The organism is Sphingomonas kyeonggiensis (genome assembly GCF_014204495.1).
GTDB classification, from domain to species: Bacteria; Pseudomonadota; Alphaproteobacteria; order Sphingomonadales; family Sphingomonadaceae; genus Sphingomonas; species Sphingomonas kyeonggiensis_A.
This window is the reverse complement of sequence record NZ_JACHLN010000002.1, coordinates 715,123-736,307: the sequence shown is the minus strand read 5'-3', so window position 1 is coordinate 736,307 and position 21,185 is coordinate 715,123. Positions and strand designations below refer to the sequence as shown.

The following is a 21,185-nucleotide window of genomic DNA, read 5'->3' as shown; positions in this document are numbered from 1 at the left end:
CATGTTCCCCGGCGAAAGCCGGGGCCGAGGGTTTCTCTGCTGTGTCGCTCGTGACCCTGGGCCCCGGCTTTCGCCGGGGAACTGCCGGATTGAATGCCGGAAACAAAAAGGCCGGACCAACGGCCCGGCCTCTTCAAAATCAAAAGCCAGACAGGCCCCTCAGAGCACCAGCCCCTCGGTCTGTTCGAACCCGGCCATGATGTTGAGGTTCTGCACCGCGGCACCCGCGGCGCCCTTGCCGAGATTGTCGAGCGTCGCCACCAGTCGTGCCTGGCCGGTCTCGGCATTGCCGAACACCCGTAGCGAAAGCCGGTCAGTGCCCGCGTCCTCCTCGATCGTCACCGCGGAGACGTCGCCCGGCAGCACGCGGACGATCGGCGAATCCTTGTACGCCTCGCGCAGCGCATTCTCGATCGCGTCGAGCGAAGGCCGGCGGGTAAAGGCGTGGAGGGGCAGGGGGATCTCGACCAGCATGCCGCGATAGGTCCGCACCACCGCCGGCTGGAAGATCGGCGGATGCACGATGCGCGCATGCTTGGTCATCTCGGGCACATGCTTGTGGCCAAGGTTGAGCCCGTAGTTGCGGAACGCCGTCTCGGTATAGGTCGCGCCCTTGGCGTCCTCGAATTCGGCGATCATGTTCTTGCCGCCGCCCGAATAGCCCGAGACCGCGTTGACGCTCAGCGGATGGTCGTGCGGCACTAGGCCGGCGCGAATCAGCGGGCGGACGAGCGCAAGGAAGCCGGTCGGATAGCAGCCGGGATTGGAGACGCGCGCCGACTCGGCGATCTGCGCGCTCTGTCCGGGCTCCAGCTCGGGAAAGCCATAGGTCCAGCCATCGGCGACGCGGTGCGCGCTCGATGCGTCGATCACGCGGACCTTGCTGGCCTTGATCATCTCCACCGCTTCGCGGGCGGCGTCGTCGGGCAGGCACAGGATCACGAAGTCCGCCGAATTGAGCGCGTCCTCGCGCTTGGCGGCGTCCTTGCGGTCCTTGTCGTCCAGGATGATCTGCTCGATCCCCGCGCGGCCATCCAGCCGCTCGCGAATCTCCAGGCCCGTGGTGCCCACGGCGCCGTCGATGAACACGCGAATCGTCATGCCGCCGGGCGCTCCAGGACCGCGGCCGGCACATAGCCGACCAGATTATGCCCGGGTGCCACGCCCCAGGCATGATCGCCGGCGAATTCCAGCACTTCGAACGATTCGCCGGCGGCCAGTTCCACCAGCGTGTCCGAATCGGGCTTGGGGCCGGCGCGCAGGGGCACGGCAGAGGCGATCATGCGAGGCATAGGCGCCGCATAATGGGGTGCGAAAACGCGATCCGCCAGACGCACGTCTGCCAGATCACGACGAACCGCATCGACCCTGGGATCGATGGGAACCGAACGGCCCTTCAGCGCGAAACGCTTACGCGCTGGCCCTGCGGGCGACTGGTTCGGCGATGTGCCCCCCAGCGAGGAAATGCCCGAATTCTGCAAGAAACTCTGCCCCTTCCGCGGTCTTGGCGACGAAGATGTTCCGCTTGTCGGTGTCGTCGCGCTGGCGGCGCAGATAGCCGAGCGTGCCCAGTCTATTCAAGGCACGCGTTACAACGGGCTTGGATACGTTCAAAGCCCGGGCCAAACCGCGCACGGTATGGGGGCCAGGTTCCAGATAGACGAGCATAAGCAGGGCCATCTGCCGGTTGGTCAGGTCCGGTTCTCCCGATCGCACATAGTCGATCAGCGTGTTCTTCCACGAAGAAAGCGAGCTGTCGGTCATTGCGTTCACGGCATCTACTCTGTTGTTACGCCCCCGATACGCCAGGGCCACACGTCATAACGCGCGTGAACCGATCCGGTTTCAGTCCGGCTGCGAAATGTTACAGCTTTGTTGATTAACCGAGATGAGTGGATGCCTCTCGAAGGTTGATCGGAGCGGGTTGCTCCCCTATGTGCCGCCTTTCTCCAAGAGGTCCGCACATTTCATGTTCACCTTCCTGCTCATCGTTCAGGCATTCATCGCCGCTGGTCTCGTCGGCGTGATCCTCGTGCAGAAGTCGGAGGGCGGCGGCCTCACTTCGAGCGGCAGCCCGTCGGGCCTGATGTCGGCGCGCAGCGCGGCCGATTTCCTGACGCGCACCACCGCGATTCTCGCGACCGCGTTCATCGCCATGTCGATCCTGCTCGCCTTCCTGGCGGCGAATCGCCACGGCGCGACGATCGACGCCTCGCTCCAGCGTTCGGCTCCGGCCGCGGCGCCCCAGGCGCTGCCGACCAGCGCGCCCGCGGGCGGTGCGGTTCCCTTCGCGCCGGGCAACAGCTCGGCCCCGACTGGTACGGCGCCGGCTCCGGCCGCGCAGGGCAACAGCTCGGTTCCGCTGGCCCAGTAAATCCGCCGGTCCCGGCCTGGTCCGGGTCTGTCCACATAAATTTGTGCCCGGTTGCGTGATTCGCACGCTTCCGGCGCGCGTCCATTCACGTTAGGCGTTTTCTCCCATGGCGCGGTATATCTTCATCACCGGCGGCGTGGTCTCCTCGCTAGGCAAGGGTCTCATGGCAGCGAGCCTCGCGGCTCTGCTCCAGGCGCGTGGCTATCGGGTCCGCATCCGCAAGTTCGATCCCTATCTCAACGTCGATCCCGGCACGATGTCGCCGCACCAGCATGGTGAGGTCTATGTGACCGACGACGGGGCGGAAACCGATCTCGATCTCGGGCATTATGAACGCTTCACGGGTGTCGCCTCGCGGCAGTCGGACAACATCACATCGGGCCGGATCTACAAGACGATCATCGAGCGCGAGCGCCGCGGCGACTATCTCGGCGCCACCGTCCAGGTGATCCCGCACGTGACCGACGCGATCAAGGCGTTCGCCCAGGCGGACACCGAGGATCTCGATTTTGTCCTCTGCGAAATCGGCGGCACCGTAGGCGATATCGAATCCCTCCCCTTCGTCGAGGCGATCAGACAGCTTCGCAACGATCTCGGCCGCAACCAGTCGGTCAGCGTCCACCTCACCCTGGTGCCGTACATCGCGGCCGCCGGCGAGCTGAAGACCAAGCCGACCCAGCACAGCGTGCGCGAGCTTGCCTCGCTCGGCGTCCATGCCGACGTCATCGTCTGCCGCAGCGAAAAGCCGCTGCCGGCGAGCGACCGCGCCAAGATCGCGCTGTTCTGCAATGTGCCCGCCTCGTCGGTCATTCCCGCGCTCGATGCGCAGACCATCTACGGCGTGCCGCTCCAATATCATGCCGAGGGTCTCGACGTCGAAGTGCTCAAGGCATTCGGCATCGACGTCGCCGGTTCGCCCGATCTCACCCGTTGGGAAGAGATCGAGGACCGCGTGCTCAATCCCGAGGGCGAAGTCACGATCGGCGTGGTCGGCAAGTATATGGGCGTGCCCGATGCCTATAAGTCGCTCACCGAAGCGCTCACCCATGGCGGCATCGCCAACCGGGTGAAGGTCAATATCCGCTGGCTCGACGCCGAGCTGTTCGAGCATGACAATGAGGAAGAGATCACCGCGCAGCTCGAACCGCTGCACGGCATCCTCGTCCCCGGCGGCTTCGGCGAGCGCGGCAGCGAGGGCAAGATCGCCGGCGTGAAGTTCGCCCGCGAGCGCAACGTGCCGTTCTTCGGCATCTGCCTCGGCATGCAGATGGCCTGCATCGAAGGCGTCCGCGCCGGCGGTGTTGCCAATGCCTCGACCACCGAGTTCGGCCCGACCGAGGAGCCGGTGGTCGGCATGATCACCGAGTGGATGACCGCCGAGGGCCTGCAGAAGCGGGAAGAGGGCGGCGATCTCGGCGGCACGATGCGCCTCGGCGCCTATACCGCGAAGCTTGGCGGCAATTCGGTCGTCTCGTCGATCTACGGCTCGGACGAGATCAGCGAGCGCCATCGCCACCGCTACGAGGTCAACACCGCCTACAAGCCGGTGCTCGAGCAGGGCGGCCTGGTCTTCTCCGGCATGTCGCCCGACGGCTCGCTGCCCGAGATCGTCGAGCGGCCCGACCATCCCTGGTTCGTCGGCGTGCAGTTCCACCCGGAACTCAAGTCCAAGCCCTTCGAGCCGCACCCGCTGTTCGCCAGCTTCATCGAAGCGGCGGTGCGCCAGAGCCGGCTGGTCTAAGGCCAGAGCCGGCTGGTCTAAGTCAGTAGAGAGGCCGGGCCGCAACGCCCGGCCTTTTCTTTTGCCCGTCCCTCGCGCTAACAGCCGGGCAGGGGGACAAGCCGCATGTCGGATTTCGAGTTCATCTTCGCGCTTTACGGGCTGTTGCTCGGGCTTTCGCTTGCCGAGGTGCTCGGTGGCCTCGCCCGGGCGATCGAAGCCCGTCTGCGTCCCGGCTCGACGATCCGGATCGGCTGGCTCACTCCGCTGCTCGGCGCCTTTGTGATCCTCGACCTGCTCTCCTTCTGGCAGGCGGCCTGGACGGTGCGCGACCTCGTCCTCGTCTCGGGCAAGGCGCTGATGGCGATCACCGTCTTCGCCAGCGCCTATTATCTCGCCGCGCACCTCGTCTTCCCGCGCGAGGTGCAGGAGGAGGCGGGCTTCGACGCGCATTTCTTCCGCGTCCGCCGCATCGTCATCGGGGTGATGCTCGCGCTGCTGATCTGCCAGCTCGGCTTCTACGCCGGCCTGCCCAAGATCGCGCCGCACCTGTTCCGCCCGCTCGCGCTTACGCTCACCGTCATCCTCGCCGCGCTGATGCTCGCCGCGATGTTCGTGCCCAGCAACCGCTGGGCGAGAGTGGTGATGGCCGCCCTCGTCGCGCGGTACGTGGTGGTCTACCTGCTATAGGGCCTGCCCCTTCGCCACGATCAGCCCCCTGAGCTTCGCCGCCACCTCGGCCGTGGCGGGATTATAGACCATCAGGTTCAGCTCCGGCCGCCCCTCCACCGCGAAGGTGGAGAATTCCAGGTCGATCGGCCCGAGCTCGGGATGGAGCAGCCGCTTCACCCCGTCGCCATGCCCGGCGACATCGTTGTTCCGCCACAGCGCGTCGAACTCGGCGCTGGTCCGCGACAGCTCCTCCACCAGCTCGGTGATCTCGGCGGTCGCACCCGCCCGCGCGACATCCGCACGGAATGCGGCCACGACATAGCGCGCCACGCTCTGCCAGTCGGCCTGCGCCGCGCGGGTTGCCGAATCGGAGAACATCCGCCGCAGCACGTTCCGCTCGCTTGCCGGCACCGCGCCATAGTCGGTGAGCGTCACCGCCGCTGCCCGGTTCCAGGCGACGATATCCCAGGTCGCCGTCCGGATGACCGCCGGCACGAACTCCATCGCATCCAATACCCGCTGGAGCCGGGGCGAGATGCCCTCGGTCCCGCGATATCTCGCCTCGGGCGCATGGCCGAAGGCGAGCATGTAGAGGTGCTCGCGCTCCGGTTCGGTCAGCATCATCCCGGATGCGATGCGGTCGAGCACATCGGCGGAGGGCGCGCCGCCACGTCCCTGCTCGAGCCAGGTATACCAGGTAGCGCTGATGTTCGATCGTTGCGCTACCTCCTCGCGCCGGAGGCCCGGCGTGCGCCGACGTCCGCTTCCGAAACCGAAACTGGCCGGATCGAGCCGCGTGCGCCGGTCGCGCAGGAACCTGCCAAGGGGCGTGCCAGTCTCTTCGTGCATAGCCTGTTGATCGTTATACTAGGATAAGATCACTACTTTAACAGGAAATGGCGAGGGCCCACAACTGTTTCCGAACCACCAACGGAGCAGTTCAAATGCGTGTATTCCTCACCGGCGCCACCGGCTTCATCGGCGCGCGGATCGTCCCGGAGCTGATCGCGGCCGGCCATCAGGTGCTCGGTCTCACAAGGTCCGATGCCGGCGCCGCCGCGCTCGAGGCGCAGGGCGCCCGGGCGCATCGCGGCACGCTGGAGGATCCCGCCAGCCTGGCGGCCGGCGCAGACGCTTCGGACGCGGTCATTCACACCGCCTTCGATCACGACTTCTCGAACTTCGTCGCGAACTGCGAGAAGGACCGCCGGGTGATCGAAGCGATGGGGGAGGCGCTCAGGGGCAGCGACCGCCCGCTGCTGATCACCTCGGGCACCGGCATGGGCGGGGTTGGCCATGGCAGGCTCGCCGATGAGGATGTGTTCGACGACAGCCATCCCAATCCGCGCATCCTCTCCGAGCAGACCGGGCAGAGGCTGCTCGATGCCGGCGTCGATGTCCGCGTGGTCCGGCTGCCCCAAGTGCATGACACGCACCGCCAGGGGCTGATCAGCCCCTATGTCCAGATCGCGCGCGAGAAGGGCGTTGCCGCCTGGGTCGGGGATGGAAGCAATCGCTGGCCGGCGGCGCATGTCGACGATGTCGCCCGGCTGTACGTCCTCGCGCTCGACAGGGGTGTGAAGGGCGCGCGGTACCATGCGGTGGATGAGGAGGGTGTCGCCGCCCGTGCGATCGCCGAAGCGGTGGGTGCGGGCCTTGGCGTGCAGACCCGCTCGCTCCCGCCCGAGGAGGCGCAGGCGCATTTCGGCTGGCTCGCGATGTTCATCACGCTCGACATGCCGGCCTCCAGCGCCAGGACCCGGCAGCGCCTGGGCTGGGAGCCGGTCGGCCCCGGCCTGATCGGGGACCTGCGCGCCATGGACTATGCCGCGCCGGCCTGGCCCTGGTGAGGCGACTGGACGCACCAGACGCGTAAGATGGCGTGCCCCACGGATTCCTCTCCCGGCCTGCCGGGGGAGGATTTGCGTTGTCCATCCGCTTTCGACTAGCGGGGAGGGCATGCGTATCCTGGTCGCCGTCCTCGCCCTGTTCCTCACCGCCGCCGCCGGCCCGCAACAGCCTGCCACCGTCCGTGTCCGCCTGGTCACCTCGGCGGGCAACATCGTCCTCGCGCTCGACGCGCGGCGCGCGCCGAAAACGGTGGCCAACTTCATGGCCTATGTCGATGACGGGCGGCTGGATGGCACCCAATTCTATCGCTCGGCCCGCCGCAAGGGAAACCCGGGCCAGGGCTTTGTCCAGGGGGGTATCGGCACCGATGCGCGCCGCATGCTGCCCTCGCCCCCGCTCGAATCGACGCTGCAGACCGGCATCCGCCACCTCGACGCGACGATCTCGATGGCGCACGGCCCCAATCCCGACGGGGCGAACTGCAACTTTTCGATCATGGTGGGGCCCAATCCGGGTCTCGATGCCAAGCCAGGCTATCGCGGCTTCGCGGCCTTCGGGAAGGTCGTCACCGGCATGGACGTGGTCAAGCGCATGCTCGCCATGCCCACCGGCGGCGGCCGCGATGCGATGAAGGGCCAGATGATCCTCAAGCCCGTCCAGATCCTCCGCGCCGAGCGTCTCGACGGCGTCGCCAGGCCCACCGGCTATGTGAAGCCCTGGCTCATCGGTGCACCCAGATAATCGGGCTGTCCTACACGGGCGCGTTCTGCAAATGTTCCTGCGTCCCGCAAGGGCCGCTCCTTGAACCCGTAAGGCAGCAAAGCAAACTTCCGCGCGTGGAAGTATCCACTCGTGCGACCGTTCCGCTCTCAGTGCGGCAGAACGAAACCCGCCGCGTCAAACCGTGGCGGGGCGTAACGGATGCGAACATCCGCGTATCAAACCGTCCGTTCGATGGCGCGCAAACACAAAGGGCGCCCGGACCATCGCCCGAGCGCCCCCCGCTGCGACGTCCAAAGGGAGGAAGACGTCGCTAGCCGTGGTGGTTCAGTTACGCGGCATCGGCCTCGCGATGCTCGATCGGGCTCGGCGTGGAGCCGCCGTTCACCGCGATCTTCTTGGGCTTCATCGCCTCGGGTACTTCGCGGACCAGCTCGATCACCAGCAGGCCGTCGGCAAGGTCGGCGCTCTCGACGCGGACGAAGTCGGCCAGCTCGAAGCGGCGCTCGAAGCTGCGGGTGGCGATGCCCAGGTGCAGGTACGCGCCCTGGTTGTTCTCGTTCTCCTCGCGCTTCTTGCCGGCCACCAGCAGCAGGTTCTGCTGCGCGGTGATGTCGATCTCGTCAGCCTTGAAGCCGGCGACGGCGATCGTGATCCGGTAGCGGTCCTCGGCAACGCGCTCGAGGTTGAACGGGGGATAATTCTCGGATGCCTGCGCGCGGGCACTGGCCTCGAGCAGGTCGAACAGCCGGTCGAACCCGATGGTCGAGCGGCGGAAGGGCGTGAAATCGAACTGGCGCATATCAAGACCTCTATTCTTGAGCGAATTGATGAACTTGCCGGCGCCCGGATGCCCGCGACGCCGCTGTTTCCGCGGCCCGTTACGGCGCCGCTTGATACAGATTGTGTTGGAGATTCCGCCTTTCAAGATGCGGCGAAACGGGCCCCGCAAGCGCCGGCCAACTCAGGCTAGGTATCGCTAAACATCTCCTTGCTCGCTAATATCCCCCAATTGAGTGGAGATTAAGCGCAACACGGCCAGAGGGGATAATCATGAGCCTTGCTTCGCTTTCACTGCTACTCCTAGCCAGTACGGCGCCGGCACCTGCCGGCGTTCTGCGTGACGATCCGGCGCCCGCCGCCGCCAACACCAACGCCAATGCGGATGAGCAGGAAAAGGCGAGGCCTCAGGATGGCGGCGAGATCGTCGTCACGGCCCGTCGGCGCGAGGAAAAGGCGCAGGACGTGCCGATCGCGATCTCGGTGATCGGCGGCGCGACCATCGAGAACACCGGCGCGACCAACCTCAATCGCCTGCAGACCGCGCTGCCCGCGGTGCAGTTCTATTCGAGCAACCCGCGCAATTCCGCGATCAACATCCGCGGCCTGGGCGCACCGTTCGGTCTCACCAATGACGGCATCGAGCAGGGCGTCGGCTTCTATCTCGACCAGGTCTATATCGGCCGCATCGGTGCCTCGACCTTCGATTTCGTCGATGTCGAGCGGGTGGAAGTGCTGCGTGGCCCTCAGGGCACGCTCTACGGCAAGAACACCACGGCCGGCGCGATCAACATCACCACCCGCGCGCCCAGCTTCACGCCGGAGACCAAGGTCGAGCTGAGCGTCGGCAATTACGACCTGATCTCGGCCAAGGCATCGGTCTCGGGTCCGCTCAGCGACAAGCTTGCGATCCGTATCTCCAGCGCGCTCACCAGCCGCGAGGGGACGATCGAGAATGTCCGCACCGGGGAGGATCTCCACAAGCAGCGCACCAGCAGCTTCCGCGGCCAGCTCCTCTGGAAAGTGAACGACGATCTCGATTTCACCCTGGCCGGCGACTGGAACCTCCAGAACCCGCTGTGCTGCGTGCAATATTATGCCCGGGTCGGCGCCACCCAGCGTGCCACCGCGCGCCAGTACACCGCCCTGGCGGCCGCGCTCGGCTACACGCCGCCGAGCACCGATCCGTTCGATCGCAAGGTCGATCTCGATGCCCAGATCAACTCGCGCCAGGAAATCGGCGGCGCCTCGCTGGTCGCCAACTGGAACCTCGGCCCGGCGACGCTGACCTCGGTCTCGGCCTGGCGCTATTGGGATTGGCAGCCGAAGAACGACCGTGATTTCATCGGCTTGCCGGTCACCACCGTCTCGCAGAACCCGTCGCAGCAGAAGCAGTTCAGCCAGGAGCTGCGCCTCGCCTCGAACGGGGACGGCCGGCTCGACTACACGCTCGGCGCCTTCTTCTTCCACCAGACGATCGACACGCAGGGCTCGCAGGTCCAGGGCTCGGCGGCGAGCCGCTGGCTGCTCTCGGGCACCGACGCGCTCAATCCGAACGTGCTGAACGGGCTGACCTCGACCAACACGATCAACTTCGACAACACCAGCTTCGCGCTGTTCGGCAAGCTCAACTGGGAGCCGGTGGACGGCTTCCACATCGCGCCGGGCCTGCGCCTGAACTATGACAAGAAGTCCGGCTTCTACGAGTCCGTCGTCAGCATCGCCAATGCGCAGTACAACTTCACGGCCACCGCGGACAATGTCGCGGCGCTGCTCGCGGCGACCACGGGTGCGGCGCGGACGACCTTCCAGAACCAGATCAACACCCTGGCGCCGCAGCGCTACAGCCCCAAGTTCAGCGACTGGAACGTCTCGGGGGATATCACCCTGTCGTACGACTTCTCGCCGGACGTCCACGCCTATGCGACCTATGCGCGCAGCTTCAAGTCGGGCGGTATCAATCTTTCGGGCCTGCCGCTCAACTCGACCAGCACCGGCGTCGATCTTTCGACCCAGACGGTGAAGCCGGAGAAGGTCGATCACTTCGAGATCGGCCTGAAGACCCAGTTCCTCGACCGCAAGGTGACCTTCAACACCGCTGCCTTCTGGACCGAGATCCGCGACTATCAGGCGACGGTGAACAACAACGCCATCAACGTGATCCGCGGCTATCTGGCCAATGCCGGCAAGGTTCGGGTGAAGGGGTTCGAATGGGATATCTCGGCGCGGCCGAGCCAGAACGCCAATTTCTACTTCAACGGCGCCTATACCGACGCGAAATACGCCGATTTCAAGAACGCGCCGTGCCCGCCCGAGCTTTCCGGCGGCACCGCGACCGCGCCGGGCGGCGTCACCGATCCGGCGGGTACGCCGGGCGGCCGCAGCCCTGCCTATTGCGACATTTCGGGCCAGGTGCTGCCGGGCATCTCGAAATGGTCGCTCAGCTGGGGCGGCGAGATCCGCCAGCCGGCCGGGGATGGCACGGTCTATCTCGGCTATGACGGCAACTGGCGCTCGAAATTCTCGTCCAACCCGTCGCCCTCGGCCTATACCTGGATCGACGCCTATTCGCTGTCGAACGTCCGCCTCGGCTGGCGGCGCGCCGACCTGAACATCTATGGCTGGGTCCGCAACGTGTTCGACAAGCAGTATTTCGAGCTGCTCTCGGTCCAGTCGGGCAGCACCGGACTGATCGTGGGCCAGCCCGGCGACCCGAGGACTTATGGCCTGACGATCAGCAAGAGCTTCTGATCTTCGCGATACTGACCTCCTGCCATGGCCGGGGGAGGTTGGGGAAGGGAGGCGGCGCCCGCACCGCCTCCCTTCTTGTTATCTGTTCATTCCGGAGGATTTGCCGTGTCTTAACCGGAATCGAATAGTACGATCTTCTACATTGAGAAGATCATGCGCGTTTCGCCGAACACCATGCCGAGCTTCAGTGGCGCAGGCCTTCTGGCCGCGCTGGTCGCGGCATGCCAGATCGCCGGCGCGCTGGTCTGGGTGAACTCGCCGGCGTTCACGCCGGGCGGCTATGCCAATATCGCGCTGATCGCCTCGCTCTGCATCTCGGTGCTGGTGCTGTCGCGGCTCACCCTCCCGAGCTTCGTCCGCATCGCGCTGATCCTCGGGATGATCGCGGCGCTGCTCGGCGTGGCGGTGCGCAGCGACGTGTCGGGCGTGAAGCAGGTGGGCGACATGGTGTCCGCCGCGATGGGCGCCCGCCCGAAGGGCGTTGTCCAGCCCGAGGACCAGGCCGCCGACCCGCGCCTGCGCCGTGGGCCGGGAGCGGCGCGTATCGATCTGCGGCCGGGCGAGGGCGGGGACGGCGGCTGGGCCACCCGCCTCAACCAGGCCGCCCTGACCCGCATCGACGACGGTGCGCCCGCGGAGATCCACGGCAATGTCACGCTGGAGGGGCACAACATCGAGCGCCCGCGCATCGGCTGGGCGGTGACCTGGGCGGGAGTCACCCTGTCCTGCGGCCGCCTGACCGGGATGACGCGCCGGCCCGACGAGCTGACCAATCAGGTGGTGGATACGTTCAAGCGCGCCGTGTCGCGCACCGCCGCGCTCAAGCGCCCGTCCTGCTACTAGGCCGCCTCGGTGCCCGGATCGAGCGTGACGATCACCACGGCGCCGCCCACCGCATAGCCGCTGGCGAGCGGCGCGATCGAGATGCGCGCGCCGATCTCCTCGGCGCCCCCGCACAACAGCCTGGTGTCGAAGGCTTCGGCCTCGGAGCGGCCGCTGAGCACCCGTTCGATCGCGTCGCGCGCGATCGCCCGGTCCCGTACCGCCAGCAGATCGACGAAGCGCAGCCCCAGGATCCGGTCCCGCGGCAAGCCGACCAGCCGGGCGAACTCCGGCTCCACCATCGTCACCGTCCCGCGCACGGTGAGCCGGATCACTTCGATCCGCCCATGCGCGGCCCGCGCCTTCTCCAGGGCGGTCTGCTCGGCGAGCCGTGCTTCCTCGTCGCCCTCGTAGCTGACCCGGACGAGCAGGGCGAGGCCTTCCACCCAGGGCACGGCGCGCACGCGCAGCCGGGTGCCGTTCTCCTCGTCGAGCGTCAGCTCGAACTGCGCCTGCTCGCCGCTGCGCAGGACGTGGCGCAGGCTCGAGAGCAGCGTGGAATGCGTCGTCGCGGGCAGCGCATCGGCGACGGGCGTGCCCACCAGCGCCGCGGGAGCCCGTCCCAGGATCATCGCGGCGGCGCTGGACGCGTCGGTGATCTTCAGCTCGGGATCGATCACGAGCAGGCCGCCGTCCATATGCTCCACGAGGAACTGGTATTCGAGATCGCGCTGTGTCGTGTCCCGCTCGACGACTGCCTGTTCGGCATCCCAGCTTTCCGCGGCGAGCAGAACATAGCGGGGGCGGCCATGATAAGTAATGGTCACCGGGCCATGCATGGCCCTGTCCTGCCAATACGCAAAATTGCGGGTAAGTTCAGCGGAGGAAACGGTCTGGGCCGATGGTCGTTGCATAACTGAAAACTCTCGAATGTTTTCGGGCGTCGGCAGTTGTTACGGCTCGGTCGCGACAAGTTCGAGCAATTACGTATTTTGACCAATGTGTTTTCTACGAGGACAATATAGCACCGTTAACGTAAATCAAGCCGTGCTGTGTCGAAAATGGAGCGAAAAATCAAGAGTATCGTTCGAATCCAGGTGCTTTTGGCGCTCCTTGCCTATGTCCGATCTTTACTGAAAATCCGAATATCGCGCTTCGCTGCCTGGGAGCAATTTGGAAGCTACGACATGCGAAAAGATGCGCATGTGCTCGCGTTGGTTCCTTTCCACTTCGAGGGCGGCCTGTTCCGGCCGGCGGTTGTGGGCGGACAGGCGCGGCGCGGCGGCGATCGAGATGGCCTTCTCGCTGCCGATATTGCTTCTGCTGGTCAGCGGCATCGTCACCTATGGCGGCTGGTTCCTTTGCGCCCATAGCGTGCAGCAGGCGGCCAACGAGGCGGCGCGTGCCGCCGTTGGCGGCCTGGATCCCACGGAGCGGGCGGCGCTGGTCCGCACCGCGCTCGACGCCAATATCCGCAAGACCGGGGCGCTCAAGCCGGACCAGATGAACGCGCTTGTCGACGATGACGGCAGGACGGTGACGGTGCGCCTTTCCTACGATGCGTCGAATGACCCGCTGCTTTCGATCAAGCTCGTGCCGCCGCCGAGCAAGGTGATCGAGCGCAGCGCGACGGTCACGCTGTCGGCGCCGTGAGGCTGGCGGTGCGCGCGCCCTTGTTCCTTCGTGCCCTTGCGGGGGATCGCCGCGGCAACATCACCATGTTGTTCGCCGGCGGCTTCGTGATGCTCGCCGGGTCGGCGGCGTTCGCGGTGGATACCGGATCGCTCTATCTTGAGAAGCGGCGGCTCCAGGGCGTGGCGGATGCCGCGGCATTGAGCGCGGCGAACAGCCAGGGAGCGGATGCAGCGGCGCGTTCGGCCATGGCGGCGAATCAGGCCGGCGACGCCAGCATCGAGAAGCTGGAGCAGGGCGCCTATTCGCCCGACAGCGACATCGCGCCCGCCGCGCGTTTCGTCGCCTCGGGAACCGGGGGCAATGCGGTTCGCCTCACCGTCGGGCGCGATGTGCCGCTGTTCTTCGGCAAGTTCCTGACGGGCAGGCCGACCGCCCGGGTATCGGTGACGGCCATGGCCGCGCGTGTCGACCTGGCCTCCTTCTCGATCGGCTCGCGCCTGGCTTCGGTGAGCGGCGGGCTGCCGGGGCAACTCCTGTCGGGGCTGGCCGGGACCGAGCTCAACCTCACCGCGATGGACTCGCAGGGGCTGGTCAACGCCGACATCGATATCCTCGCTTATGCCGATGCGCTGCGCACCCAGGCCAATCTGCAGGGGCTGACCTTCGGGGAAACGCTGGCCACGCAGGTGCCGCTGCCCAAGGCACTGGCCGCGATGGCCGCCGCAACCGGCAATTCAGCGGCGCAAACGGCACTCCGCGCCATCGCGGCGCGCGTTCCGCCGGTCACGGTACAGCTCTCGAAGATCATCAATCTCGGCCCGCTGTCCGGTGAGACGCAGAGTGATCCCGCCCGTCCGATCAAGGCGGATGGCTATGCGCTGGTTCGTGAAATGCTCGAGATCGCGACCGGCAAGCGCCAGGTCGATCTCGATCTGGGAGCGGGTATCCCGGGCGTTGCCTCGACGAAGGTGACGCTCGCGATCGGCGAGCGGGCGGCGCAATCGCCCTGGCTCACCGTTGCGAAGGACCAGAGCGTCAAGCTGCATACCGCGCAGTCGCGGCTGTATGTCGATGCCAAGGTGGGCGGATCGGGATTGCTTTCCGCGACCCAGGTGCACCTGCCGCTGTTCGTCGAGCTCGCCACGGCGGAGGCGTCGCTTCGCAGCGTCTCCTGTCCCACGCCGTCCACCGCCACGGTGAGCCTGAATGTCACCACGGCGGTGGGCCAGGTCGCCATCGGCGACGTCGATGCCGCCGTGCTTGGCAATTTCAACACCCCGGTCGCGCCGCGGCGGGCCACGCTGGTCAAGCTGCTCGGGCTGGGTGAGGTCACGGGCGAATCGAATATCAAACTGGGCGGGGCCAGCCCGCAACAGGTGAGCTTCACCGCCCAGGAGATCGCCGCGGGCAAGACCCGCACCGTATCGACGAACGATCTGGCGGGTGGAGTCGCCGCCTCGCTGGTCCGCGATCTCGATGTGCAGGTCGGCTCGCCGGGGTTCGGCATCAACCTCTCGTTGGTGACCTCGACGGTGGGAACGGTGCTGCAGGGGGCGGCGGCGCCGCTGGATTCGCTTCTGAACGATCTTACCGGCCTGCTCGGCGTGAATGTCGGGCAGGCGGATGTGCGGGTGAACGGCGTGCGGTGCGGCAAGCCGATATTGGTTGGGTGAGGGGAGTGAGCGTGGGGCGTGATGATGCGTGGCGATCGTAGAGGATTGAAGATTACCCAGGGTGTGGACCGGCGCGAGGCGATGCGCTGGCCGGTTTCCGTGCTGATTGCGGTGAAGGAATCGCGCTTCTGCTTCCAGGATGTGCGACTGGTGGAAATCTCGCGACTGGGCTGCCGGATCGAGACAGGCTTTCTGCTTGCGCCGGGGATGGAGACGGTGGTCCGTCTTCCCGGCTTCAAGCCGCTCGCCGCTCGGGTTGTCTGGAGCAATCGCGATGCGGCCGGGCTGCAGTTCCTCGAGCAGCTGCACCCGGGCGTGGTCAACCACATCATTAACCTGCCCACGCCGGAGCAGCAGGCGGAATGGCGTCCGCTTTCGGCGTTGCGATGAATCCGGTGCGGTTCCAGGGGCTCTGAAACGGCAAACGCCCGGACCGTTTCCGATCCGGGCGCCTGCGTGACGAATGCTCGTCAGCCCCCTTTGTCAGGCCCAGCCCACACACTCGTACTTGCCTACGAGCGGGGCTTGGAGCCTCCCCGAACCACGGCCTTTCGCCTGCGTTTCGACAAGAGTTTTGCTAGGCTCCCGGACCGGCTTTGTCACTTGCATTACAAGGGGTAGCCGCAGTTTGGTGTCACCCTGTGTTGAATCGGCAACATGTCGGTTGGCAGTAGGAATTCGCCGCCATCTACCCTAGATCGGCGTCAGAGCTGTTTTACGGGCGAGTTACCAGACCCCCATGCTATTGATTTCACGCTACGAGCGGATGATCGCCCGCCGTTACCTGCTGCCGGGGCGGAGCGAGGCGTTCATCGCCGTCGTCGCCGGGTTCAGCCTTGTCGCCGTCATGCTCGGCGTTGCCGCGCTGATCGTGGTGATGAGCGTCATGAACGGCTTCCGCGCCGAGCTTTTCAACAAGATCACCGGGCTGAACGGCCATGCCGTGATTCAGGGCTATGGCGGCCAGCTGCGCAACTGGCGCGAGGTGCTGGAGGAGGCGCGCAAGACGCCGGGCATCACCAGTGCCACCCCGCTGATCGAGCAGCCGCTTTTCGCCACCTATAATGGCCGGGCCGAGGCCCTCCAGCTGCGCGGCATGCGCATGGAGGAGATCCTCAGCAACCCGACGCTCAAGGGCAAGGAAGTGATCGGCTCGCTCAAGAGCCTGAAGCCGGGCGGCCAGCAGGTCGCGATCGGCTCGCGCCTGGCGGAATCGCTGGGTGCCACGGTGGGCAGCGAGATATCGATCCTCAATCCCGCCGGCGCCGCTACGCCCTTCGGCACGATGCCGCGCATCGTGAAGTACAAGGTGGCGGTGATCTTCGAGGTCGGCGTCTATGATTACGACAAGGTCTTCGCGATCATGCCGATCGAGGATGCGCAGACGCTGTTGCTGCTCGGCGATGGCGTCTCGATGATCGAGCTGGAGACCAGCAACCCGGACAAGGTCGGCGAGATCCTCCAGCCGCTCGTCGACAAGGTCAGCCAGGTCGGCCAGATCACCGACTGGCGGACGATGAATTCGGAGCTGTTCGAGGCGCTGGCGGTGGACCGCACTGTCTCCTTCACCATTCTCTCGATCATCCTGGTGGTGGCGGCGTTCAACATCGTCTCCTCGCTGATCATGCTGGTGCGCGCCAAGACGCGGGATATCGCGGTGCTGCGGACGATGGGCGCGACACGCGGCGGGCTGATGCGGATCTTCGTCACCGTCGGCACGACGATCGGCGCGCTGGGCGTGGCCGCCGGCGGCGTGCTCGGCTTCCTCTTCATCACCTTCCGCGAATCCGTGGTGAAGTTCATCGGGCTGGTGAGCGGCCAGAACATCTGGGACCCGTCGATGCGCTTCCTCACCGAGCTGCCGGCGAAGACCGATCCGTTCCAGACGATCGGCATCTGCGTGATGGCGCTGGTCTTCTGTTTCCTCGCCACGCTCTATCCGGCCTGGAAGGCCGCCAATACCGATCCTGTCCAGGTGCTTCGCTATGAGTAGCTTTGAAGGGGGCGCCGTGAACGGCGCTGGGCCGGTTCTCCAGACGCGCGGCCTCAAGCGCAGCTTCAGCCAGGGCGGCGAGACGATCGAAGTGCTGCGCGGCGTCGATCTCGACGTGCAGCCGGGCGAGATCGTCGCGCTGCTCGGCCCTTCGGGTTCGGGCAAGTCGACCCTGCTCCAGGCCGTCGGCCTGCTCGAAGGCGGGTTCGACGGATCGATCCGCATCGCCGGCAAGGAAGCGGCACAGCTCGACAGCCCGGGCCGCACCGCGGTGCGCCGCGATCATCTGGGCTTCGTCTACCAGTTCCACCACCTGCTGCCGGACTTCAACGCGCTCGAGAATGTCGTGCTGCCGCAGATGATCCACGGGTCGCTGCGCGCCGATGCCGACAAGCGGGCGGAGGAGCTGCTCACCGCATTGGGTCTCGGGCATCGGCTTACCCATCGGCCGAACCAGCTTTCGGGCGGCGAGCAGCAGCGCGTTGCTGTTGCCCGCGCGCTCGCCAACAAGCCGGCGCTGGTGCTGGCGGACGAGCCGACGGGCAATCTCGACGAGCTGACCTCGGACAAGGTGCTCGCCGAGTTCCTCAGCCTGGTTCGCACCCAGGGATCGGCCGCGCTGATCGCCACGCATAACGAGCGGCTCGCTGCTCGGATGGACCGGGTGGTGCGGCTGCACGAAGGGCATCTCGAATGAAGCCGTGGCGGGAAGTGCCGACCCTGGCGGGGCGTCACGTCACGCTGCGGCCGATGGTGCGCGAGGATCGCGCGGGGCTGCTCGATGCCTTTGCGGGGCTTCGGCATCTGTTCCACACCACGGTGCCGAGTGATGCGAGTATCGATGCGTGGATGGACCGGATCGACAATGACGTCGCGGCCGGGCGCGGCCTGCCGTTCACGGTGCTCGATAGTGAGGGGCGGATTGCCGGCGCGACGCGCTTCCTGCGCATGAGCAAGGGGCATCGCCGGGTCGAGATCGGCGGCACGCTCTATGCGCCGCGGGTCCAGCGCACCGGGCTCAATACCGAAGCCAAGTTCATGCTGCTCCGCCACGCCTTCGAGGTGCTGGAGGTCAATTGCGTGCAGATCCGCACCGATTTCCTCAATGTCGCCTCGCGCCGCGCGATCGAGCGGCTGGGTGCGCGGATGGACGGGGTGTTGCGCGGGCATCTGATCCTGAACGGCCATCACCGCGACAGCGTGGTCTATTCGATCCTCGCGCATGAGTGGCCGGGGGTTCGCCGCAACATCGAGCTGCTGATGGCCCGGTACGAGGGAGCGCCCGCATGACCGTGATCACCGATATCCCCGTGACCCGGGCCGATGGGGAGCAGGTCACGCTCGCCGATCATGCGGGCGAGGTATTGCTGATCGTCAACACCGCCTCCAAATGCGGCTTCACGCCGCAATATGCGGGGCTCGAGGCGCTGTATCGCAAGTACAGGGATCGCGGCTTCTCGGTGCTCGCCTTCCCGTGCAACCAGTTCGGCGCGCAGGAACCGGGCGATATGGCGGAGATAGCGAGCTTTTGCGCGCTGACCTATGACGTGACCTTCCCGGTTTACGCCAAGATAGACGTAAACGGCGAAAACGCCGCACCGCTCTTCGAATCCCTAAAGCAAGCCGCCCCGGGCGTTCTGGGCTCCAAGGGGATCAAGTGGAACTTCACCAAGTTCCTGGTCGATCGCTCGGGCCGGAAGGTCGAGCGCTTCGCGCCAACGACTAGCCCCGACGCGATCGGGCCAGAGATCGAGAAGCTTCTCTAGCGGCTGGTGGCGGTGTGGGGCGACGGATTCGATCCACGATGGTGTCGAGCACGAATTGGCCGGTAAGTTCGAGCAAAGCGCTGCGGCGCGGGCGAATGCGGCGCTGACCGCGCCCAACTTCCGCAGAAATGGCGTTGCGGGGCGCGTGCCGGCGCGGGGCAGGGGGCAGCTGCATGCGCGCCGCCACCGCCGAGGCGCTGGAGCCGACATCGCGCCGCCGCCAGTCGATCGCCTCGCCGGCCGGCACCTCCACCCACTCCTCGTCACCGAGCGGGCGCTGCAGGTCCGCGCCGCAACGGACGCACATGGCGAATTCATGCTCGCCGTCGCGAAGCCGCCCGGGCATCGCGGCGTGTTCGAGCAGCCGGCAGCGTAGCGAGCGCATCAATAGCGTGCCGGGCGGGACCGACGCGAGCCGCCGCGCGGCGGGTGGCGCCAGGTGACCGGCGGAAACGCGTATGCACCGGCGCTGACGCCGTTCTGGGCAGCTGCAAGCTGGGGATTCCAGATCTCGAACCGGTCGCCGGCGCCGACGACAAGCGCGACGCTCTCGATTCGGCCATGATGGCGCATCGCCGCGGGAAGGGTGAGACCCTGCGCGCTGCGCGGCGCGACATCGACGATGCCGAGGATGCGGCGCATGCTTGCGTCGCCAACCTGCGCATCCACGCCCGAACGGGTGCGGATTTCCTGCAGATCGGCGCGTGCATAGCCGACCAGGCATTGATCGCGTTCATGCGCGGAAAGGACCAGGGGCTCGTCGGTCGCGGGTAGGCCAAGGGCCTGGGCGGTGCTTTCGGTCAGGAGCAGATTTCCCTCTGCATCAACCTCGCAAAGTGCGCATCCGCGAAACAGCGACCCCATGTTTTACCCCTCTAACGCAACAGGTTACCCCAACTGATCGCGAACTTATCCACAGGGTTAATTCACATCAACCAAAATATCCGGACATGATGGTTAACGCGCGCGGTCCCTGTCGAAACACTTCATTACGTGCCGGGAAGGAGCCAGCCTGTTAAACGCGCGTTCATCGCAAACGCGGCATCGGCTGCGGTGATCGGCTTGAACGGCGCGAGAGGGGCAACTAGAGGTGCCCCGAAAGCCCCCGCTCTTTCCCCGTTTAGGAGAGTTTCGCATGAACTTCGCTTCCAAGCTCGCGCTGGCCGCCGTGCTGTCGCTGGGCACCACTGCGCTCACCGTGGCCCCGGCTGCCGCGCAGAAGAAGGATGATAAAAAGGCCGATCCCAACGCGCTCAAGGTGAGCGACGAGTTCCGCAAGCCGGCCGGCCTCGCCGAGGCTGCGGTGAAGGCCAAGGACTGGGCCACCGCCGAGCCGCAGATCGTTGCTGCCGAAGCCGCCGCGAAGAATGACGACGAGAAATATTATTCGTCGTGGCTGCGCCTCCAGCTCGAGCTGAGCCGCGGCAATGAAGCTGCGCAGATCCCGGCGCTGCAGACGCTGAGCGTCAGCCCGCGCACCAACCCGGACGCCAAGGCCGCCTATGCCGCGCGCCTCAACTTCCTGATGGGCAAGGCAGCCGCGTCGCAGAAGAAGCATGCCGATGTCATCAGCTACATGACCAAGGCGCGCGAAGGTGGCGAGAAGAACGTCGATATTCCGCTGATGATGGCCAACGCCTATGCCGCCACCGGCAAGAACGCCGAAGCCGCCGCGGAAGCGCGCAATGCGATCGAATATGCCAAGTCGACCGGCCAGAAGGCGCCGGAAGCCTGGTACCAGTTCGCGATCCCGAAGGTTGTCGCCACCGGCAACCGCGAGGGCACCTATGACTGGCTGGCCTATTACCTGAAGGACTATCCGACGGTGAAGAACTGGCGCTGGGCGATCGAAGTGCTCGGCCAGGGTGCCAAGGGGACCGACCGTGCCGCCAAGACCGAGCGTATCGATCTCTATCGCCTGCGTCGCATCACCAACTCGCTCGCCGATCGCGGTGACTATGCCGACTATGCCTATGCCGCCCAGTCCTCGGGTCTGCCGTGGGAAGCGATCTCGGTGATCGAGGAAGGCCGCAAGAGCGGCAAGCTGCCGGCGACCGATGCCGACGGCAACCGCACCTACACGGCGGCCCAGGCCGGCGTGAAGAGCAGCCCGGCGCTCGACGCGCTCGCCAAGCAGGGCGGCGCGGGCAACGGCGACGCGCTGCTGGCCGCCGGCGACAACGCCCGCGCGCTCCAGCTCTATGACGCGGCGCTCGCCAAGGGCGGTGCTGACACCAATGAGATCAACCTGCACCGCGGCATCGCGCTCCAGCGCCTCGGCCGCAAGGAAGAGGCGAAGGCGGCGTTCCAGGCGGTGAAGACCGGCCCGTTCGTCAATGTCGCGCTGCTCTGGCAGGTCTCGCTCGATACGCCGCCGCTCAGCTGAGCGCGGCCTTCGGGCCCGAAACAGGAAAGGGGCGGCTTTCGG

General features: G+C 66.2%; 23 protein-coding genes. 16 read left to right on the top strand and 7 right to left on the bottom strand.

What is annotated here, in order from left to right; translation table 11 throughout:
* Positions 1-159 precede the first annotated feature (159 nt).
* The 3 genes from argC to HNP52_RS11180 form a co-directional block, all read right to left on the bottom strand.
* On the bottom strand, positions 160-1,101 hold the full coding sequence (gene argC / locus HNP52_RS11190; protein WP_184166843.1) for an N-acetyl-gamma-glutamyl-phosphate reductase: 942 nt from the start codon (positions 1,099-1,101) through the stop codon (positions 160-162).
* A complete protein-coding gene (locus tag HNP52_RS23295) occupies positions 1,098-1,283 on the bottom strand; it encodes an SH3 domain-containing protein (RefSeq protein WP_311768445.1) in 186 nt (61 codons plus the stop codon). The genes argC and HNP52_RS23295 overlap by 4 nt, the downstream gene beginning before the upstream one ends.
* 127 nt (positions 1,284-1,410) lie before the next feature.
* Entirely contained in the window at positions 1,411-1,764 is a 354-nt protein-coding gene (locus tag HNP52_RS11180) for a MarR family transcriptional regulator (protein ID WP_183996777.1), read from the bottom strand.
* 205 nt (positions 1,765-1,969) lie between these two features.
* Here HNP52_RS11180 and secG point away from each other — a divergent pair, with 205 nt between their 5' ends.
* The 3 genes from secG (at position 1,970) to HNP52_RS11165 (ending at position 4,784) form a co-directional block, all read left to right on the top strand.
* Positions 1,970-2,374: a preprotein translocase subunit SecG gene (gene secG / locus HNP52_RS11175; protein WP_184166839.1), complete on the top strand. Its 405-nt coding sequence runs from the start codon at positions 1,970-1,972 to the stop codon at positions 2,372-2,374.
* Between the two features lie 106 nt (positions 2,375-2,480).
* Positions 2,481-4,115: a CTP synthase gene (locus tag HNP52_RS11170; RefSeq protein WP_184166836.1), complete on the top strand. Its 1,635-nt coding sequence runs from the start codon at positions 2,481-2,483 to the stop codon at positions 4,113-4,115.
* 105 nt (positions 4,116-4,220) lie between these two features.
* Positions 4,221-4,784: a hypothetical protein gene (locus HNP52_RS11165; protein ID WP_184166834.1), complete on the top strand. Its 564-nt coding sequence runs from the start codon at positions 4,221-4,223 to the stop codon at positions 4,782-4,784.
* On the opposite strand, the gene HNP52_RS11160 is transcribed toward HNP52_RS11165, so the two are convergent.
* The gene (locus tag HNP52_RS11160; protein ID WP_184166831.1) at positions 4,779-5,615 is read right to left on the bottom strand and encodes a helix-turn-helix transcriptional regulator; all 837 of its coding nucleotides are present in this window, start codon (positions 5,613-5,615) and stop codon (positions 4,779-4,781) included. The two genes, HNP52_RS11165 and HNP52_RS11160, sit on opposite strands and share 6 nt — an antisense overlap.
* Positions 5,616-5,710: 95 nt before the next feature.
* On the opposite strand from HNP52_RS11160, the gene HNP52_RS11155 reads away from it, so the two are divergent.
* A complete protein-coding gene (locus HNP52_RS11155; RefSeq protein WP_184166828.1) occupies positions 5,711-6,616 on the top strand; it encodes an SDR family oxidoreductase in 906 nt (301 codons plus the stop codon).
* A 109-nt stretch (positions 6,617-6,725) separates the two neighbouring features.
* Positions 6,726-7,358, top strand: a complete 633-nt coding sequence (locus HNP52_RS11150; RefSeq protein WP_184166825.1) for a peptidylprolyl isomerase — start codon at positions 6,726-6,728, stop codon at positions 7,356-7,358.
* A gap of 310 nt (positions 7,359-7,668) precedes the next feature.
* Here HNP52_RS11150 and HNP52_RS11145 read toward each other — a convergent pair whose 3' ends face one another.
* Entirely contained in the window at positions 7,669-8,139 is a 471-nt protein-coding gene (locus HNP52_RS11145) for an Hsp20 family protein (protein WP_184166822.1), read from the bottom strand.
* Positions 8,140-8,390: 251 nt separating this feature from the next.
* Here HNP52_RS11145 and HNP52_RS11140 point away from each other — a divergent pair, with 251 nt between their 5' ends.
* Together HNP52_RS11140 and HNP52_RS11135 are read left to right on the top strand one after the other, a co-directional pair.
* Positions 8,391-10,868, top strand: coding sequence for a TonB-dependent receptor (locus HNP52_RS11140; protein WP_184166819.1), 2,478 nt, complete (start codon positions 8,391-8,393; stop codon positions 10,866-10,868).
* A 153-nt stretch (positions 10,869-11,021) separates the two neighbouring features.
* Positions 11,022-11,711 (top strand): hypothetical protein, encoded by a 690-nt coding sequence (locus tag HNP52_RS11135; protein WP_184166816.1) that lies wholly within the window; start codon positions 11,022-11,024, stop codon positions 11,709-11,711.
* On the opposite strand, the gene HNP52_RS11130 is transcribed toward HNP52_RS11135, so the two are convergent.
* Positions 11,708-12,517 carry a PAS domain-containing protein gene (locus tag HNP52_RS11130; protein ID WP_221416248.1) on the bottom strand — a complete coding sequence of 270 codons (810 nt, stop codon included), beginning with the start codon at positions 12,515-12,517 and terminating at the stop codon, positions 11,708-11,710. The two genes, HNP52_RS11135 and HNP52_RS11130, sit on opposite strands and share 4 nt — an antisense overlap.
* A gap of 430 nt (positions 12,518-12,947) precedes the next feature.
* Between HNP52_RS11130 and HNP52_RS11125 the strand changes: the two genes are divergently transcribed.
* From HNP52_RS11125 to HNP52_RS11090, 8 genes are all read left to right on the top strand, one after another.
* The gene (locus HNP52_RS11125; RefSeq protein ID WP_184166810.1) at positions 12,948-13,343 is read left to right on the top strand and encodes a TadE/TadG family type IV pilus assembly protein; all 396 of its coding nucleotides are present in this window, start codon (positions 12,948-12,950) and stop codon (positions 13,341-13,343) included.
* Positions 13,344-13,363: 20 nt separating this feature from the next.
* Positions 13,364-14,998: a pilus assembly protein TadG-related protein gene (locus tag HNP52_RS11120; RefSeq protein WP_184166807.1), complete on the top strand. Its 1,635-nt coding sequence runs from the start codon at positions 13,364-13,366 to the stop codon at positions 14,996-14,998.
* A gap of 24 nt (positions 14,999-15,022) precedes the next feature.
* Positions 15,023-15,388 carry a PilZ domain-containing protein gene (locus tag HNP52_RS11115; RefSeq protein WP_184166804.1) on the top strand — a complete coding sequence of 122 codons (366 nt, stop codon included), beginning with the start codon at positions 15,023-15,025 and terminating at the stop codon, positions 15,386-15,388.
* A 376-nt stretch (positions 15,389-15,764) separates the two neighbouring features.
* On the top strand, positions 15,765-16,991 hold the full coding sequence (locus HNP52_RS11110) for a lipoprotein-releasing ABC transporter permease subunit (protein WP_184168298.1): 1,227 nt from the start codon (positions 15,765-15,767) through the stop codon (positions 16,989-16,991).
* Complete coding sequence (locus HNP52_RS11105) at positions 16,984-17,688, top strand: ABC transporter ATP-binding protein (protein WP_184166801.1); 705 nt, start codon at positions 16,984-16,986, stop codon at positions 17,686-17,688. The genes HNP52_RS11110 and HNP52_RS11105 overlap by 8 nt, the downstream gene beginning before the upstream one ends.
* Positions 17,685-18,281, top strand: a complete 597-nt coding sequence (locus tag HNP52_RS11100; RefSeq protein ID WP_184166798.1) for a GNAT family N-acetyltransferase — start codon at positions 17,685-17,687, stop codon at positions 18,279-18,281. Before HNP52_RS11105 ends, HNP52_RS11100 begins: the two co-directional genes overlap by 4 nt.
* A complete protein-coding gene (locus HNP52_RS11095) occupies positions 18,278-18,757 on the top strand; it encodes a glutathione peroxidase (RefSeq protein WP_184166795.1) in 480 nt (159 codons plus the stop codon). Before HNP52_RS11100 ends, HNP52_RS11095 begins: the two co-directional genes overlap by 4 nt.
* 55 nt (positions 18,758-18,812) lie before the next feature.
* Positions 18,813-19,133, top strand: a complete 321-nt coding sequence (locus HNP52_RS11090) for a hypothetical protein (protein WP_184166792.1) — start codon at positions 18,813-18,815, stop codon at positions 19,131-19,133.
* 8 nt (positions 19,134-19,141) lie between these two features.
* Here HNP52_RS11090 and HNP52_RS11085 read toward each other — a convergent pair whose 3' ends face one another.
* Positions 19,142-19,621 (bottom strand): hypothetical protein, encoded by a 480-nt coding sequence (locus HNP52_RS11085; RefSeq protein ID WP_184166789.1) that lies wholly within the window; start codon positions 19,619-19,621, stop codon positions 19,142-19,144.
* Between the two features lie 271 nt (positions 19,622-19,892).
* Between HNP52_RS11085 and HNP52_RS11080 the strand changes: the two genes are divergently transcribed.
* The gene (locus HNP52_RS11080) at positions 19,893-21,143 is read left to right on the top strand and encodes a tetratricopeptide repeat protein (protein ID WP_184166787.1); all 1,251 of its coding nucleotides are present in this window, start codon (positions 19,893-19,895) and stop codon (positions 21,141-21,143) included.
* The last annotated feature ends 42 nt before the right edge of the window (positions 21,144-21,185 follow it).